The following is a 15,085-nucleotide window of genomic DNA, read 5'->3' as shown; positions in this document are numbered from 1 at the left end:
CGGCCATAGCGGAGGGGAAACGCCCGGTCCCATTCCGAACCCGGAAGCTAAGCCCTCCAGCGCCGATGGTACTGCACCCGACAGGGTGTGGGAGAGTAGGACACCGCCGAACATCCGTTACCGAAAGCCCCCCAACCATGTTGGGGGGCTTTCGGCATTCCCGGGCACGAACACCCATGCCGCGCCTGTCTTTTCACCCCGACGCACCCCCGGCCAGGACCTGCAGTGCGCGGGACGCCAGATGAAGATTCAGGCGTGTGTCGACGCTGCGGAGATCACGCCCGGTCAGTTCGTGAATGCGAGACATCCGGTATCGCAGGGTGCTGCGGTGGATCCTGAGTGCCTGCGCGGTCTCGTCGTACTTGCCTCCGCATTCGAGGTATTGGGCCAGTGTGGCCGTCATCGTGCTGCGGTGTTCCCGGTCGTAGTCGAGCAGCGGGCCGAGCCATTCCTGCACGAATGCCTCGACGTCTCCGGTGCTGCTGTGCGAGTCGAGGATCCGGTAGACGCCGAGTTCGTCGAACAGCGCCACCCCACGGGGCGACAGCGACTGTTGTCTGATCTCGAGCGCCCGTATCGCGTGGGTGTACGAGTCGGGAAGACCACTGGGGGAGGTGCATTCGGATCCGACACCGATCACTCCCATCGCGGGGCCGAGTGACTTCTCCAGCGCTGTGAAGATGATGTTCACATCTGTCTTCGCATCCATGACGGCGGCGAGGACCCCGGTTCGGTGCTCGGTGTTGTGGACGAGGAGCGCCGACGAGTCGGAGGACGCCAGGTGACGCCGGAAGGCTTCCGCGACGGACTCGACGGGTGTGTCCGGCCCCCAGCGGACCACCAGGACGCGTTGCGGGGTGTGCAGGTCGTAGCCGAGTGCGTCGGCCCGGGAATAGGCGCTGTCGTCGTCGGTGCCGCCGAGCAGGTCGGCGCCCAGGTCGCGGCTCAGCCGCGCCTCCGCCTCGGCGAGTGATCTGCGATGCGCCATGTCGACGGCGAGCATCGTCGCGGCGTATTCGAGGGCGGCGGTGTCGAGGTCGGTGGCCCGATGTTCCGGGTCGGACAGATACAGAACGCCGAGAAGTGTCTGGCCGGGCCGGACTATCTGCACGATCCGGTTGTCGTGCCGCAGCGGGCGCCCTTCCATCGCGGCACGGCGCAGGACGTCGACTCGGTTCCCGCCGCCGATCTTGCGGTACCGCGGGGCCTTGTCCGGGCCGGCCCAGACGCGGAGATTGCCGAAGGCGTCCTCGATCCCGACGGCAAGTCCGGTCACGTGGTGGAGGGTCTCGGCGATGGCGGTCTCGTCGGCGCCGGTCGCGGCGAGGCGTCCGAACGTGTTCTGGATCTTCGCTTCCTCCTCGAGCCGCGCGACCCGCGCGCCGAGCGCGGTGATCTCGTCCGCGGCCTCGCGCAATTGACGTTCCTGTGTGGCCGCCCGGGAGCGGAGCGATGCGGCGCGCAGGGCCGACCCCGTGTGCTGAATCAACAACTCGAGCAGCGTGGCCTGCACCGGGGTAGGCGGGTAGTCGGCCCGCAGGGTGAGCGACACCGGCCTCGACCACGAATCGTCGAAAAGCACGCGGTGTCGCCAGACGTCGTCGTCGTGGCGTTCGCCCGTCGGAGCCGACACGGGTTCCACCGTGAAGGGACCGACTTCGGGGAGAGCTTCGACCAGCAGGGCGAGGATCTCGTCCCGATTCCCGCAGTCGTGCATGTGCGCGGTGACGGCCAAGACCGCGGACAGGTTCGTCGCCCGCGGCGTGTGATCCACCCTCGGGTCTGGGGCTGCTTCCAGATCCATGGCTTGGAACTACCCCGTTTTGCGCCGTCGAAACCGGGACGCTGTCCGCTGAGGCCGGATTTCGGTGGATTCTTTCGTTCCGCCGTGACCATGTGGGGAGACGGATCAGCCGCCACTCTTGGTAACTGAGGGGTGGCACTATGACCCAATCCAATAATTGGCACGATCCCGATCTGAACATGATTCGCGATGTCGTCGCGCACACGTCGGACGGGTGCGAGGGCTGTCTCACGCTCGGTACCCGCTGGGAGCACCTGATGTTGTGCCTGACGTGCGGCTATGTCGGATGCAGTGACGGATCACCGATGCGGCACGCGCGACACCACGCCGAACGCAGCGGTCATCCGATCGTCCAGTCGCTCCACGCGGGGGACAACTGGCGCTGGTGCTTCGTGCACGACGCCCAGATCTGCACGCCGTATCCGGCGACCGGGGCCCGGGTGGTCGCACCGAGCCTCGTGCCCGGACCGTCGGACGACCTCAGACACGGTCTCCGTATCGCGAAATCGCAGTGACGATCGCAGACCACACGGCGTCCGCCTGAACCTCGGGGGGAGCGTCGTCGAGCCAACGTGGGCGTTCCAGGATTCCGCCGGAACGAGGCGACGTCGGAAGCGGTCCGGGAACTGCGGCGTAACCGTCCGACGCCGACACCGGGGCGGACGAACCGTCGAGCGAGGAATGAGACGTCTCCTCGTGTGCGCCGTGCCTGAGCTGGAGAACCTCCTGTCCCTCCCGTCCGCGCAGGAGGAAGAAGAGCAGCGGCTCGTCGTCGAGCACCCACGCGGCCTGATACAGCACCGCGGCAGCGTGGCGGCACGGCACGTCCCACTCCTCGCAGGTGCACGTCGCGTCGGCGTCGAACATCGACGGCACGAGGGACACGTCGACGGCAGCGAGGTCGTCGTCGAGTTCGCGGGGAAGCGTCCCACTCGACAACTGGGCGACGTGACCGCTCCGCGACGCGAGGGTCGCGAGTACCTCGCCCCACTGGCGCTCGTCCAGCTGGTCCACCCGGATCCGCACGTGCAGGCTCTCCTCGTCCGTGTGCACGTCCGCGGAGACGAGCCCGGCCGTGAACGTGAGCGGACCGACCAGTCCACCACGGGCATAGGCGCGTCCGCGTTTCAGCGTGTCCGAGTCGAGTGCGGCCTGCTCGACATCGTCGACCCATCGCTGCGCCCACCAGGTCCGGCCGCGGGTGCGGCGGCCCTTCTGCGCCGGAAAGCGGGGAAGCGTGACGGCGTCGCTCACAGATCACCTCCGAAGTCGCAGTCGGGGCTCAGCGCCACCAGCCGGGTGAGTTCGCGATCGGTCAGTTCGGTGAAGGCGTCGGCACCGTGTGACAGGACGGAGTCGGCGAGCTGCCGCTTGGACGCGAGCATGCCGGCGATGCGTTCCTCGATGGTTCCGGCGGTGACGAGCCGGTGGACAACGACCGGGTGGGTCTGCCCGATGCGGTACGCGCGGTCGGTGGCCTGGTCCTCGACCGCGGGGTTCCACCAGCGGTCGAAATGGACGACATGATCGGCCCGGGTGAGGTTCAACCCGGTGCCGGCGGCTTTGAGGGACAGGATCAAGACGGGAATGTCGCCGTTCTGGAAGCGTTCGACCAGTTCCTCCCGGGCGGGGACGGGTGTGCCCCCGTGCAGGAATTCGCAGCCCACTCCTCGCGCCGTCAGGTGCCGCCGCAGCAGCCGTCCCATCGTGGTGAAGTGGGTGAAGACGAGCGAACGCCCGCCGTCCGACAGGTTGGTGTCGATCAGCTCGTCGAGCAGACCGATCTTGTGGGAGCGGCCGGTGAGCGCGGCGTGCTCCTGCCCGAGGTACTGGGCGGGGTGATTGCAGATCTGCTTGAGTCCGGTCAGCAGCGACACGATGCTGCCGCGCCGCCCGATGCCGTCGCTCGTCTCGATCTGCTCCATGGCCTCGCGCACGAGGGCCTCATACATTCCGGCCTGTTCCGGGGTGAGCGTGACGTCCAGGTCGATCTCCGTCTTCGGCGGAAGCTCGGGGGCGATCCCCGGATCGGACTTCGTGCGCCGGAGGACGAACGGCGAGATCAACGCCGCCAACTCCGCCGCGCGGTCGGTGCCGTCCTCGGCGGCCGAGCCGTCGTAGCGGCGGTGGAACTGCGCGTACGGACCGAGGAGGCCCGGTGTGACGCCGTCGAGGATCGACCAGAGGTCGCTGAGCCTGTTCTCCACGGGTGTCCCGGTGAGCGCGACGCGGGCCTGTCCCGGAATCGTCCGCAGTGCCCGGGTGACGGACGCGGCGCGGTTCTTCAGGTGTTGCGCCTCGTCCGCGACGACCAGACCCCACACTGTCCGGGCGAGTACGTCGCAATCGAGCCGCATCGTCGCGTACGTGGTGAGGACGACGGTGTCGCTGCCGCCTGCGACCGTCTCACCGGGAGGGCGCCGCTTCGGACCGTGGTGGACGAGGACGCCGGTGCCCGGCGCGAAGCGTTCGATCTCCCGTCGCCAGTTTCCGAGCAGAGACGCGGGACAGACCACCAGCGTGGGTCCTGCCGTTTGCGGTGTCTGCTGTCGGTGCAGGTGAAGTGCGATGAGGGTCAACGTCTTTCCCAGGCCCATGTCGTCGGCGAGACAGGCGCCCAGGCCTCGTGACGTGAGCCCGGCCAGCCAGCGGAATCCGGTCAGCTGGTAGTCCCGCAACTGCGCGCGCAGGGCTGCGGGGACCGGCACGGCCTCCGGATCCTGGTCGGACAGCTCACGCGCCACCGCCGCGGCCGCTCCATAGGAGTCGACGCGGACGTCCTCCTCGCCGCGCCGGGCCCGGCCGGTCAGCGACGCGCGGAGGGCCTCGATGGACGTCATCGTTCCGGTCCGCCGCTGGAGGGTCTTTCGTATCAACGCCGAGTCCGCGACGACGTATCGGTTGCGGAGTTTCACGACGGCGCGCTCCGCCGAGACGAGCTCCTCCATTTCCTCGCGAGTCAGAACGTCGTCGCCCACCGCCACGCGCCAGTCGAAGTCGAAGACGCGGTCGCCGCCGAAAGCGGCTGCGCCCTCGCGGGACCCGGGCTCGCCGAGGATCATGCGGGTGGAGGTGCGGGCGACCAGTTCGCGCGGCCAATGGATCTCGACTCCACGCTCACGCAGCCGACGGCCGGCGTCCCCGGCGAGGGACGCCAGGTCGTCGTCCTCGAGCCGGATGCGGTGCGGCGCCTCGGCTCGCAGCAGGTCTTCGAGCGGCGCCCAGTCCTGGGCCGCGCGGCGGAGGGCGTCGAGAACCTCGATCCGCGGGTCGGCGGCGAACGCGGACTCGGCGAGCGTCGGATGCCGCCACAGGTCGACGGCGTCGCACACCACCCCGGGCCGCGCCACACCGTGCACCTGGACTGTCGCGTCGAACTCGCCGGCCGAGAGGTCGACCGCGTGCGGATCGACGGGGTCGATCCGCAACGACAGCGCGATCGCATCGGGTGCCAGGGCGTCCGCCCACGCCCGGAGTGCGGGGAAGGTCTCGGCGTTCCATCCCCGGTAGGGGCCGGCGTCGGCCGGTGAGTCGAGTCGCGGGATCGTGTCGACGGCAGCGGTGAGGAAGTCGCGCAGCACGTCCACCGCGGCGGGGAGGCGAACTCCGGCGGCGGACGGATCCCCGAGTGGAATCGCGCGCGCTTCCGGCGGGAGGGCGGCGGCCAGCAGGCGCAGATGAGATTCGTCCTCGTCGTCGAGGACGCCGAGCCGCCAGCGGTCGCGGCCACTCGGCGCAACCGCGGGAAGGATCTTGCCCGCCCCGACGTATCCGAGAGCGGTCCGGGTGCAGGCGGCCCAGAACGCGACCGATCGATGCGTTGTCTCGCCGGGTCGCAGTGCCAGGAGCATCGGCAACGCTTCGGCGAGCGAGATGCTCTGCGTCGGAACGCGTTCCACGGTGCTTCCGATTGCCATCCGGGTGTGGGAATCGATACTCGGTGGCAGCGGCCCGTCCGGGGAATCACGCCAGAACGCCAGGCGGGAGTCGCGCGGAGGATCGGACGGCACGAAGGTGGCCGCACAGGCGGCGAGGATGGGCCCTGCTGTCACTACTGCGCCTTTCGCCTGGTTTACAGTACGCCGTACGTCAACGAGGCGGCGGACGGAATTGTTCCCGGGCGCCGTGGGAAGATCTCGGCATGGGTAGAAGCGCGACACCGGAGGGCGACCCCGCCCGCACCATGGAGCTGCTCTGGGGTGGCGGCAGTACACCGATCTCTCGCCCCCGCAACGGGAAGCCGGGCCTGACGCTCGACCGGATCGTCGAGGCCGCGATCTCCGTCGCGGATGCCGAAGGGCTGGACGCCGTCTCGATGCGCCGGCTGGCAGCCGAACTCGGCGCCGGGGCGATGTCGCTGTACACGCACGTTCCCGGGAAGACCGAACTGGTGGAGGTGATGCTCGATCGCGCGCTGTCCACCCTCGAGCCGGCCGACGACACCGAAGCGGGGTGGCGGGAGCGTCTCGCGGCCGCCGCTCACGACTATTTCCATCTGCTGTGCGCCCACCCGTGGATGCTCGGCGTCGTCGCGCTGAGCCGGCCGGTCCTCGGGCCCGGCGGGATGGCCAAGTACGAGCGGGAACTGCGCGCGGTCGAGGGACTGGGACTGTCGGACCTCGACATGGATTCGGTCGTCACGCTCCTCGACAGTTTCATCGCGGGCGCGGCGCGGGCCGCGGTGGACGCGGCCGCGCTCGCCGCCCAGGGGGAGGCGGACCGTGAATGGTGGCAGCGCGTCGCTCCGCACTTCGAAAAGGTCTTCGACCCCGACCGGTTCCCGCTGGCCGCCCGGGTCGGGGCCTCCGCCGGGGAACACCACGACGCCGCGTACGCGCCCGCCCACGCCTTCGAATTCGGGCTGGCCCGGCTACTCGACGGCGTCGGCGCCCTCATCGTCGACGGCGGAACCGGCGGGGAGTAGTTCGGCCGGAACGGCCAGCGTGGTCGGTTCGACACGGCCGCGCAGGGTGACGGTGTCGGTGAGTTGCCACCGTGTGCGTTCGTCCTCGGCTGCCGCGTCGATCGCCCGCTCGGACGCGACGACGTGTCCGGACACGTTCTTGGCGAGTTCGGACAACCGCGCTGCCTCGTTGACGGGATCGCCGATCACCGTGTACTCGAACCGTTCGTGGGCTCCGATGTTTCCGGCCACGGCGCGACCCGCCGCCACCCCGATTCCCGCATCGCACTCCGGGACCTCGGCGGTGAGCCGTTCGCGGAGGGCCCGAGCGGCGGAGAGCGCGGCACCTGCATGGTCGTCGAGCGCCACGGGTGCCCCGAAGATGGCCAGCGCGGCGTCACCTTCGAACTTGTTGACGAACCCGCCTCGCCGATCGACCTCGTCGACGACCACGTTGAAGAACCGGTTGAGCAGGTCCACGACCTCCGCAGGCGACCGGGTGGCCGCGATCGTGGTGGACCCGATGATGTCGACGAACAGGACCGCCACGTCACGTTCCTCGCCGCCGAGTTCGGGGTTGTGCCGCAGGGCCTGGGAGGCCACCTCCTGCCCGACGTGGCGCCCGAACAGGTCGCGGATCCGCTCACGTTCGCGGAGTCCCTCCACCATCCGGTTGAACCCGGTCTGCAGCGCGCCGAGTTCGGTGCCGTCGTACACGACGACCTCGGCGTCGAGATCGCCCTCCGCCACCTTCGCCATGCCCAGCGACACCGAGCGGATCGGCGCCTCGGTGGCACGCACGCTGATCACGACCAGCAGCAGGCCGAAGAGCAGGATCACACCACCCAGCGCGAGGATCGACACCGCGAGGCTGGTCGGGCTCGCCGGCCGGATGAAACTGAAGATCGCGATGAGCATCAGACCGAGCACCGGAACACCCGTCCCGAGGATCCACGCCAGCGCGGTGCGGCCGGTGATGCCCAGGGTTCGGCGGGGACGCGGTCCGTCCGATCCCAGTGCCCGGGCGGCGATGGGGCGGAGGGCGAACTCCGTCAGCAGGTAGCAGAACGCGCAGACCGTGATCCCGGCCAACGCAATCGTGAATGCGACTTTCGGAATGGTCTGGGGATCGATGAGGCCGTACAGCGTCGTGAAGAAGACCAGCCCGATGCCCCACAACGCCGCCTGGACACGCGTCAGACGCCACGGTGCGCGAAACGCCGCCGACCGGTCGTGGTCCGTGGGCGCGTCGTCCTCCGTGGCCCACCGGAGATCCGACACCAGTCGTTTGGTGCCCCACGTCACGCCGATCAGGACCGCGCACAGCACGAACACGGGCACCGCGACGAAGTTGGCGATCATGAACTCGCTCGACCACACACTCGGGCCGGGGACGACGACACTGACGAGCAGGCAGGTGATCACCGCGCCGACCAGGTTCGTGAACACCAGCGGGGCGGTGAGTAGCAGCTGGACACGGATACGCCGCCTGCGGGGACTCTCGTCCGGTGATCCGAGCAACCACGACCCCAGCGGGGCGACGGATCGGCGAGGGCGGCGCATAGTCATTCGAGACTAGTCGGCACGATCCCTTAGGGTGGGCGGGTGCGCCTAGTGATTGCCAGATGCCGAGTCGACTACGTAGGCCGTTTGACGGCACATCTGCCCACCGCTCGTCGCCTGTTGTTGATCAAGGCCGACGGTTCCGTGAGCATCCACGCCGACGACCGCGCCTACAAGCCGCTGAACTGGATGAGCCCGCCCTGCTGGCTCGTCGAAGACACCGTGGAAGACGCCGAAGCGCTGTGGGTGGTGACCAACAAGGCCGGTGAGGAACTGCGGATCACCATCGAGGAGATCGAGCACGACTCCAGTCACGAACTCGGTGTCGATCCGGGGCTCGTCAAGGACGGTGTCGAGGCACACCTGCAGGAGTTGCTCGCCGAACACGTCGAAACGCTCGGCAGCGGTTACACGCTCGTCCGGCGTGAGTACATGACGGCCATCGGTCCCGTCGACCTGCTGTGCCGGAACGCCGACGGGGCTTCCGTCGCCGTGGAGATCAAGCGCCGCGGAGACATCGACGGTGTCGAGCAGCTCACTCGGTACCTCGAACTGCTCAACCGGGATCCGCTGCTGGCGCCGGTGAGCGGTGTCTTCGCCGCCCAGCAGATCAAGCCGCAGGCCAAAACCCTTGCCACCGACCGCGGAATCCGGTGCCTCGTGCTCGACTACGAAGCGCTGCGCGGTACCGAGAGCACCGAGTTCCGGCTCTTCTGAGGCCTAGGCTGAACCCGTGCCCCGTCGTAAACCGCAGCGGAAGAACACACGCCGCAGTGCGCCCCCGGACGACTCCGAGGGGTCGCTGTTCGGTAGTGCGATGATGCGTCAGGAGTCCGGGCCCGCAGGCTACGCCGACGAGAGTTTCATCGTCCGCACGATCCCCGGGGCCCGGGCGACCAAGTCCTACCGGTGCCCCGGCTGCGATCACGACATCCGGCCGGGCGTCGCCCACCTCGTCACCTGGCCGGCCGAATACGGCGGAGCCGAGGACCGGCGGCACTGGCACACCGGGTGCTGGTCGGGACGCAGCACCCGGGGCCTCACGCGCAGGTGGTCCTAGCTTCCCGTCTTCACGGTTCGCTGATCCGCCGGCCGGTTCGCCGGGTTCTTCTCGACGGTGGACAGCACTGCGGTGTCCTCGTCCGAGTTGTCCGTCTCGTCCGCGGAGTTCTTCCCGGACTCGCTCTGCGTGGACTTCCGGTCGGCGGCACCGCCCGGTGCCGGCTTGCTGCTCGTGTTCTCGGTCGAGCGCTTCTCCGAGTTCGATGCCGCGGTGTCGGGCTGCGCGTCCAGGAGTTCACTCTCCCGGTTGACCGACGCCAACATGGCGGGAACGGAATCGAGCTGACCCCGAATTCCCAAGAGCTGCGCCAGGATCCGGCCGCGTAGCACGCGAAGTTCTTCCGCGAGTTCCTTGGCGTGGGCGATTTTGCGCTCCGACTGGTCGGTGGCCGCCTGCAGCCTGCGCTCCGCCTCGTGCGTGGCGTCCGCGAGACGGCGATGCGCCTCGGCCTTGCTGGTGGACTCGAGTTCGTTGACGGCCGTGATCGTCTTCTGACGACGCTCGGACATCGCGAGGTCGAAGTCTTCCTGCACCTGCGACCGACGCAGTTCGGCCTCGGCGGCGAGGCGGTCGCGCTCGGACTGAGCGGCCTCGACGATCTTCGCCGCCTCCGTGCGGGCCTTGGCCATCGTCTGCTCGTGCTGAATCTCGAGAGCACTCCGGCGGTCTTCGAGTTCCGCGACCAGCGACTCGTACTGGCCGCGGAGCTGCGCGCCCTCCTGCTCGGCGACGGAGATCATCTCGGCGGCGTCGGCCTCGGCCTTCGCACGCACCTCGGACGCCTCGTCCGACGCGAGCCGGAGCATGCGCGAGATGCGGTCGCTCATTCCCTCCGCGGTGGTCGGCGGAACGGACAGGCGGTCGACATCCTTGCGGAGATCGTCGATCTCGTCCCGCGCATCGTCGAGCTGCTTGGCGAGATCCCGCGCCTGCGCCGCCGCGGCGTCGCGGTCGGCGGCAGTGACGCGGAGCTCGGCGTCGAATCGCTCGAAGTAGTTACGTACCTCGTCCCGATCGAATCCCTTGCGCACGGTGGAGAAGGGAAGGGGGATCGAACCACGGTCCTGCTCGTTTACCATGGCCGCCAATCTACCTGGGCAAAGTAGAACTTGTCTCTGCGCCTGGTACCCGGCGGCCGGCCACAGCTCTAGTGAGTCGCCGACGGCTCGACGAGCTCGACGAGAACTCCGCCTGCGTCCTTCGGGTGGACGAAGTTGATGCGCGAGTCGGCGGTTCCGCGGCGAGGTGCGTCGTACAGCAGGCGCACGCCGCGCTCGCGCAGCTGGGCGGAGATGGCGTCGATGTCCGTCACGCGGTACGCGAGCTGCTGGAGACCGGGACCGCTGCGATCGATGAACTTGGCGATGGTCGAGTTCTCGTTCAACGGTGCGAGAAGCTGTAGCGCGGTGCTGCCCTCGGGGGAGCCGACGACGCTGAGCATCGCTTCGCGCACGCCCTGCTCCTCGTTCACCTCTTCGTGCGTCGACACCATGCCGAGGTGTTCGGAGTACCACGCGATGGCGGCGTCGAGGTCGGGAACGGCGATACCGACGTGGTCGATGGCGGTCACCAGGTCCGAGGACAGCGGTGACGTGGTCTGGGTGGGGGAGGACTGTGTCATGGTCCCGACGTTAGCGCTACCGTTTCGGTAGTTCTCGTCGGGATGTGACTTCCGTCGCCCCGCACCTGCCTACTCGTCTCACGCGGAGGAAATCGTGACCAGTTCTGTGATCGTCGCCGGAGCCCGGACCCCGATGGGCCGGTTGCTGGGTTCGTTGAAGGATGTGTCGGGTTCGGATCTGGGTGGGGTGGCGATTCGTGGTGCGCTGGAGAAGGCGGGCGTCGCTCCCGAGCAGGTCGAGTACGTGATCATGGGTCAGGTGCTCACGGCGGGGGCGGGGCAGATCCCGGCGCGGCAGGCCGCGGTGGCCGCGGGGATCGGGATGGATGTGCCGGCGCTGACCATCAACAAGGTGTGCCTGTCCGGGATCGATGCGATCGCGTTGGCGGATCAGCTGATCCGGGCCGGCGAGTTCGAAGTGGTGGTCGCCGGCGGCCAGGAGTCGATGTCGCGCGCCCCGCACCTGCTGGAGAAGTCGCGGGAGGGTTTCAAGTACGGCGACGTCACGATGCGCGACCACATGGCCTTCGACGGGTTGTACGACATCTTCACCGATCAGGCGATGGGGAGTCTGACAGAGGCGAAGAACGCGGAGGACGGGCAGCGGATCAGCCGTGAGGAGCAGGACACCTTCGCGGCGGCGTCGCATCAGAAGGCGGCGCGGGCCTGGAAGGACGGGGTGTTCGACGACGAGGTGGTGCCGGTGCCGGTGCCGCAGCGGAAGGGGGATCCCGTGCTGGTCGGCTCCGACGAGGGCGTGCGCGGCGATACGACGGCGGAATCCCTGGCCAGGCTGCGGCCGGCGTTCAGCAAGGACGGCACGGTCACCGCCGGGTCGGCGTCGCAGATCTCCGATGGCGCGGCCGCTGTCGTGGTGATGAGCAAGGCGAAGGCGCAGGAACTCGGGTTGTCGTGGATCGCGGAGATCGGCGCGCACGGGGTCGTTGCGGGTCCGGATTCGACGCTGCAGTCGCAGCCGGCGCGGGCCATCGCGAAGGCGTGCGCCAAGGAGGGGATCGAGCCGAAGGACCTGGATCTGGTGGAGATCAACGAGGCGTTCGCGGCGGTGGGGATCGCGTCGACACGGGAGTTGGGGTTGGATCCGGAGATCGTGAACGTCAACGGCGGGGCGATCGCGATGGGGCATCCGCTGGGCATGTCGGGGGCGCGGATCGCATTGCATCTGGCGCTGGAGTTGCGTCGTCGCGGCGGGGGTGTGGGCGCTGCGGCACTGTGCGGTGGTGGCGGTCAGGGTGACGCCCTGATCGTCCGCGTCCCCAAGGCCTGACCGGACGACAGTCCGTGGTGGTGTATCTCACACCACTACGGACTGTCGTAGATGGTCGGGCACAATGGTCGGCATGGCGAACGTCTTCGATCTCAGCACCACGGCCACGCGCTTCCGATTTGTCGCAATTCTGGAGGCATTCACCTGGCTCGGCCTCCTCATCGGCATGGCCTTCAAGTACCTGCCCGCCGACGGCAACGAGATCGGCGTGAAGATCTTCGGGCCCATCCACGGCGGTGTCTTCGTCCTGTACCTGCTCATCTCGCTGTGGACCGCCCGCAAGCTGAGCTGGAATCTGGTCACCACCTTCTGGGCGCTCGTCGCCAGCGTCCCGCCGTTCGGCACCGTCGTGTTCGAGGTCTGGGCGGCCCGCACCGGCCGGATGGGCGAACTGTCCCGGTCGAGCGCCGTGAAGAGCGAACCGTCGCTCGTCTGATCCGCTCCGCGGTAGGCACGGCCCGCATTCCGGTGCGCGCTCAAATCGTGACAAACTGGTGGACGTGACTCGACCAGGTTCTCGTCCGTCAGCGCGTTCCTCAGCAGTGGCCGCGGCCATGAGCGGAGCAGTCGATCTCTCCGCCCTCAAGGAGCGTGCGGCCGCTCCACCCCCGCCGGCACCCGCACCCTCCGGGGACGGCGCGGCCCCGGCCGCACCCGGGAGTACCGGACTCATACCCGTCATCGACGTCACCGAGGCGACGTTCGAGGCGGAGGTGCTCGTCCGGTCCCAGCAGGTCCCGGTCGTCGTCGACCTGTGGGCCACCTGGTGCGAGCCGTGCAAACAACTCTCACCCCTGCTCGAGAAGCTGGCACACGAGGCCGGCGGCACCTGGGTGCTCGCCAAGGTCGACGTCGATGCCAACCCGCGGATCGCACAGGCTTTCGGCGTCCAGTCCGTCCCGACCGTGGTCGCCATCGCCGGCGGGCAACCGCTCGCCGACTTCCAGGGCGCGCAGCCCGAACCGCAACTGCGTCAGTGGCTCGCCGCCGTTCAGCAGGCCACCGCCGGAAAGCTGTCCGGACCGCCGGCCGGTGACGGCAACGAGGACGAGCCCGAACCGGAGGACCCGCGTTTCGTCGCGGCCGAGGCCGCGCTCGACGAAGGCGACCTGTCGGCAGCCGAAGCCGAGTTCCAGAAGATCCTCGACGACGAACCGGCCAACGCCGAGGCGCAGGGCGCGATCCGGCAGGTGCGTTTCCTCGCCCGCGTGCAGTCCGTCGATCCCGGTGCCGTCGCCGCGGCGGACGCCGCCCCGAACGACATCGACGCCCAGTTGCAGGCCGCGGACGTCGAGCTCTACTCCCAGGCCCCCGACGCGGCGTTCGCCCGTCTCATCGGTGTCGTCGCCCGCAGCGCCGGCGACGACAAGACGCGGGTACGGACGCGTCTGCTGGAGTTGTTCGAACTGTTCGACCCGGCCGAGCCGGTCGTCATGACCGCGCGACGGAAACTCGCCGCCGCACTGTACTGACGAGGAACCGGGGTGAGTGCTGTCGGCACTCACCCCGGTCACCTCGTCTGATGGTCAGCTTCGAACGCGCTCCACCCGTCCGACCAGGAAGACGTAGGACGCGACCCCGACCGCGGTCACCACGGTCATGTAGACGAATCCCGGCGCGAAGCTGTCGTCGGTGACGAGCAACCCGATCACGATGGGCGTCGCGATCGACGACAGGTTGCCGATGAAGTTGAACATTCCACCGGTGAGCCCGAGCAGTCGTTCCGGCGCGAGCGCCGAGACCAGCGACCACGTGATCGACGCGAGCCCGTTGCCGAAGAACGCGATGGACAGGAACACGATCACCATCGCGGTCGAGTCGGTGAAGTTGGCGCCGATCATCGCGACCGTCAGCAACAGGCCCACGATGATCGGACCCTTCCGGGCGACTCCGAGAGACACTCCCTTGCGCAGCAGGAAATCGGAGAACACCCCGGAGAACAGCACACCGACGAGTGCCGCGACGAACGGCAGCGAGGCGAGAAATCCTGACTTGATGTAATCCATGTCCCGGTACTCGACGAGATACGTGGGGAACCAGGTGAGGAAGAACCACAGCGTCGACGTGAGGCAGAACTGCCCCAAGTAGATCCCCCACAGCTTGCGCCGGCCGAGGACGGTGGCGACATCGTTCCGGGTCACCGCCGGACGTTCGGGTTGCTGCTCGTCCGCGAGGTCGACGAGTCCGCCGCCGTCGCGGATCAGGTCGATCTCGGCGTCGTTCGCCCGCGAGTCGCGTGGCTCGCGATAGAACGCGTACCACACGGCACCCCAGACCGCCCCGATCGTTCCGGTCACGATGAAGACCCAGTGCCACGACAGCACGGACTGCAGCCAGGACAGGAACGGCGTGAGCAGGGCCAGTCCGATGAACTGCCCGGAGGTGTAGAAGCCGATCACCGTCGCCCGTTCACGCTCGGGGTACCAGGCCGTCGCGACCCGGTTGTTGATCGGATACGCGGGCGCCTCGAACACACCGACCAGCAGGCGCAACGCGATGAGCGCTACGAAGCCGCCGATGACCCCCATGAACGCGGTCGCGACCGACCACAGGATGAGGCAGGCGGGGTAGAGCAGTCTCGGGGGAATCCGGTCGACGAGCCATCCTCCGGGGATCTGCAGCGCCGCATAGGTCCAGCCGAAAGCCGACAGCAGAAGTCCCTGCTGCGCCTTGGAGAGATCCATTTCGTCCGCGATCGCAGGCATCGCGATCGACAGGTTTGCCCGGTCCATGTAGTTGATGACGACGGTCACGAACAGCATCACCGCGATGAGAACGCGCGCCTTCGACGCCTGCGCGGCGACCGTAGTGGACTTGCCGATCTTCTGGGTCTGCACCATTGC

Annotated in this window: 14 protein-coding genes and 1 rRNA gene; 8 read left to right on the top strand and 7 right to left on the bottom strand. The window is 68.4% G+C overall.

The window, feature by feature from the left end:
* A 5S ribosomal RNA gene (gene rrf, locus G9373_RS16830) occupies positions 1-112 on the top strand; the annotation flags it as partial.
* Between the two features lie 81 nt (positions 113-193).
* On the opposite strand, the gene G9373_RS16825 is transcribed toward rrf, so the two are convergent.
* Positions 194-1,804, bottom strand: a complete 1,611-nt coding sequence (locus G9373_RS16825; RefSeq protein ID WP_054247622.1) for a helix-turn-helix domain-containing protein — start codon at positions 1,802-1,804, stop codon at positions 194-196.
* 140 nt (positions 1,805-1,944) lie between these two features.
* Here G9373_RS16825 and G9373_RS16820 point away from each other — a divergent pair, with 140 nt between their 5' ends.
* Positions 1,945-2,319 (top strand): UBP-type zinc finger domain-containing protein, encoded by a 375-nt coding sequence (locus G9373_RS16820; protein ID WP_005262064.1) that lies wholly within the window; start codon positions 1,945-1,947, stop codon positions 2,317-2,319.
* Here the strand turns inward: G9373_RS16820 and G9373_RS48205 are convergent.
* Complete coding sequence (locus tag G9373_RS48205; protein WP_167115935.1) at positions 2,285-3,058, bottom strand: SWIM zinc finger family protein; 774 nt, start codon at positions 3,056-3,058, stop codon at positions 2,285-2,287. The two genes, G9373_RS16820 and G9373_RS48205, sit on opposite strands and share 35 nt — an antisense overlap.
* Entirely contained in the window at positions 3,055-5,856 is a 2,802-nt protein-coding gene (locus G9373_RS16810; protein ID WP_167115933.1) for a DEAD/DEAH box helicase, read from the bottom strand. Before G9373_RS16810 ends, G9373_RS48205 begins: the two co-directional genes overlap by 4 nt.
* An 89-nt stretch (positions 5,857-5,945) precedes the next feature.
* On the opposite strand from G9373_RS16810, the gene G9373_RS16805 reads away from it, so the two are divergent.
* Positions 5,946-6,728: a TetR/AcrR family transcriptional regulator gene (locus tag G9373_RS16805; RefSeq protein ID WP_005262058.1), complete on the top strand. Its 783-nt coding sequence runs from the start codon at positions 5,946-5,948 to the stop codon at positions 6,726-6,728.
* Here the strand turns inward: G9373_RS16805 and G9373_RS16800 are convergent.
* Positions 6,675-8,270 carry an adenylate/guanylate cyclase domain-containing protein gene (locus G9373_RS16800; RefSeq protein WP_005262057.1) on the bottom strand — a complete coding sequence of 532 codons (1,596 nt, stop codon included), beginning with the start codon at positions 8,268-8,270 and terminating at the stop codon, positions 6,675-6,677. The genes G9373_RS16805 and G9373_RS16800 overlap by 54 nt on opposite strands.
* A 42-nt stretch (positions 8,271-8,312) precedes the next feature.
* On the opposite strand from G9373_RS16800, the gene nucS reads away from it, so the two are divergent.
* Both nucS and G9373_RS16790 read left to right on the top strand, forming a co-directional pair.
* Positions 8,313-8,987 (top strand): endonuclease NucS, encoded by a 675-nt coding sequence (gene nucS, locus G9373_RS16795; RefSeq protein WP_005248359.1) that lies wholly within the window; start codon positions 8,313-8,315, stop codon positions 8,985-8,987.
* A 16-nt stretch (positions 8,988-9,003) separates the two neighbouring features.
* On the top strand, positions 9,004-9,330 hold the full coding sequence (locus G9373_RS16790) for a hypothetical protein (RefSeq protein WP_005262055.1): 327 nt from the start codon (positions 9,004-9,006) through the stop codon (positions 9,328-9,330).
* On the opposite strand, the gene G9373_RS16785 is transcribed toward G9373_RS16790, so the two are convergent.
* Entirely contained in the window at positions 9,327-10,412 is a 1,086-nt protein-coding gene (locus G9373_RS16785) for a hypothetical protein (protein ID WP_005262054.1), read from the bottom strand. The genes G9373_RS16790 and G9373_RS16785 overlap by 4 nt on opposite strands.
* Before the next feature lie 68 nt (positions 10,413-10,480).
* The gene (gene mce / locus G9373_RS16780) at positions 10,481-10,954 is read right to left on the bottom strand and encodes a methylmalonyl-CoA epimerase (protein ID WP_005248354.1); all 474 of its coding nucleotides are present in this window, start codon (positions 10,952-10,954) and stop codon (positions 10,481-10,483) included.
* Between the two features lie 94 nt (positions 10,955-11,048).
* On the opposite strand from mce, the gene G9373_RS16775 reads away from it, so the two are divergent.
* From G9373_RS16775 to G9373_RS16765, 3 genes are all read left to right on the top strand, one after another.
* The gene (locus G9373_RS16775) at positions 11,049-12,242 is read left to right on the top strand and encodes an acetyl-CoA C-acetyltransferase (RefSeq protein ID WP_005262053.1); all 1,194 of its coding nucleotides are present in this window, start codon (positions 11,049-11,051) and stop codon (positions 12,240-12,242) included.
* 64 nt (positions 12,243-12,306) lie between these two features.
* Positions 12,307-12,678, top strand: a complete 372-nt coding sequence (locus G9373_RS16770) for a DUF3817 domain-containing protein (protein ID WP_005262052.1) — start codon at positions 12,307-12,309, stop codon at positions 12,676-12,678.
* 118 nt (positions 12,679-12,796) lie between these two features.
* Positions 12,797-13,714: a tetratricopeptide repeat protein gene (locus G9373_RS16765; RefSeq protein WP_005262051.1), complete on the top strand. Its 918-nt coding sequence runs from the start codon at positions 12,797-12,799 to the stop codon at positions 13,712-13,714.
* Between the two features lie 54 nt (positions 13,715-13,768).
* Here G9373_RS16765 and G9373_RS16760 read toward each other — a convergent pair whose 3' ends face one another.
* Positions 13,769-15,082, bottom strand: coding sequence for an MFS transporter (locus G9373_RS16760; RefSeq protein ID WP_005262050.1), 1,314 nt, complete (start codon positions 15,080-15,082; stop codon positions 13,769-13,771).
* Between the last annotated feature and the right edge of the window lie 3 nt (positions 15,083-15,085).

Origin of the sequence: Rhodococcus sp. A14 (genome assembly GCF_011603105.1) — a bacterium.
Lineage (GTDB): Bacteria > Actinomycetota > Actinomycetes > Mycobacteriales > Mycobacteriaceae > Rhodococcus_F > Rhodococcus_F opacus.
Note: the sequence above shows the minus strand (reverse complement) of the source record. Positions and strands in the feature narration are given on the sequence as shown.

Excerpts from the sequence above, each read along its gene's own strand:
- G9373_RS16765 (WP_005262051.1), top strand. The coding sequence starts at position 12,797 with ATGAGCGGAGCAGTCGATCTCTCCGCCCTCAAGGAGCGTGCGGCCGCT.
- G9373_RS16825 (WP_054247622.1), bottom strand. The coding sequence starts at position 1,804 with ATGGATCTGGAAGCAGCCCCAGACCCGAGGGTGGATCACACGCCGCGG.
- G9373_RS16820 (WP_005262064.1), top strand. The coding sequence starts at position 1,945 with ATGACCCAATCCAATAATTGGCACGATCCCGATCTGAACATGATTCGC.
- G9373_RS16785 (WP_005262054.1), bottom strand. The coding sequence starts at position 10,412 with ATGGTAAACGAGCAGGACCGTGGTTCGATCCCCCTTCCCTTCTCCACC.
- G9373_RS16770 (WP_005262052.1), top strand. The coding sequence starts at position 12,307 with ATGGTCGGCATGGCGAACGTCTTCGATCTCAGCACCACGGCCACGCGC.
- G9373_RS16760 (WP_005262050.1), bottom strand. The coding sequence starts at position 15,082 with ATGGTGCAGACCCAGAAGATCGGCAAGTCCACTACGGTCGCCGCGCAG.
- G9373_RS16805 (WP_005262058.1), top strand. The coding sequence starts at position 5,946 with ATGGGTAGAAGCGCGACACCGGAGGGCGACCCCGCCCGCACCATGGAG.
- mce (WP_005248354.1), bottom strand. The coding sequence starts at position 10,954 with ATGACACAGTCCTCCCCCACCCAGACCACGTCACCGCTGTCCTCGGAC.
- G9373_RS16800 (WP_005262057.1), bottom strand. The coding sequence starts at position 8,270 with ATGCGCCGCCCTCGCCGATCCGTCGCCCCGCTGGGGTCGTGGTTGCTC.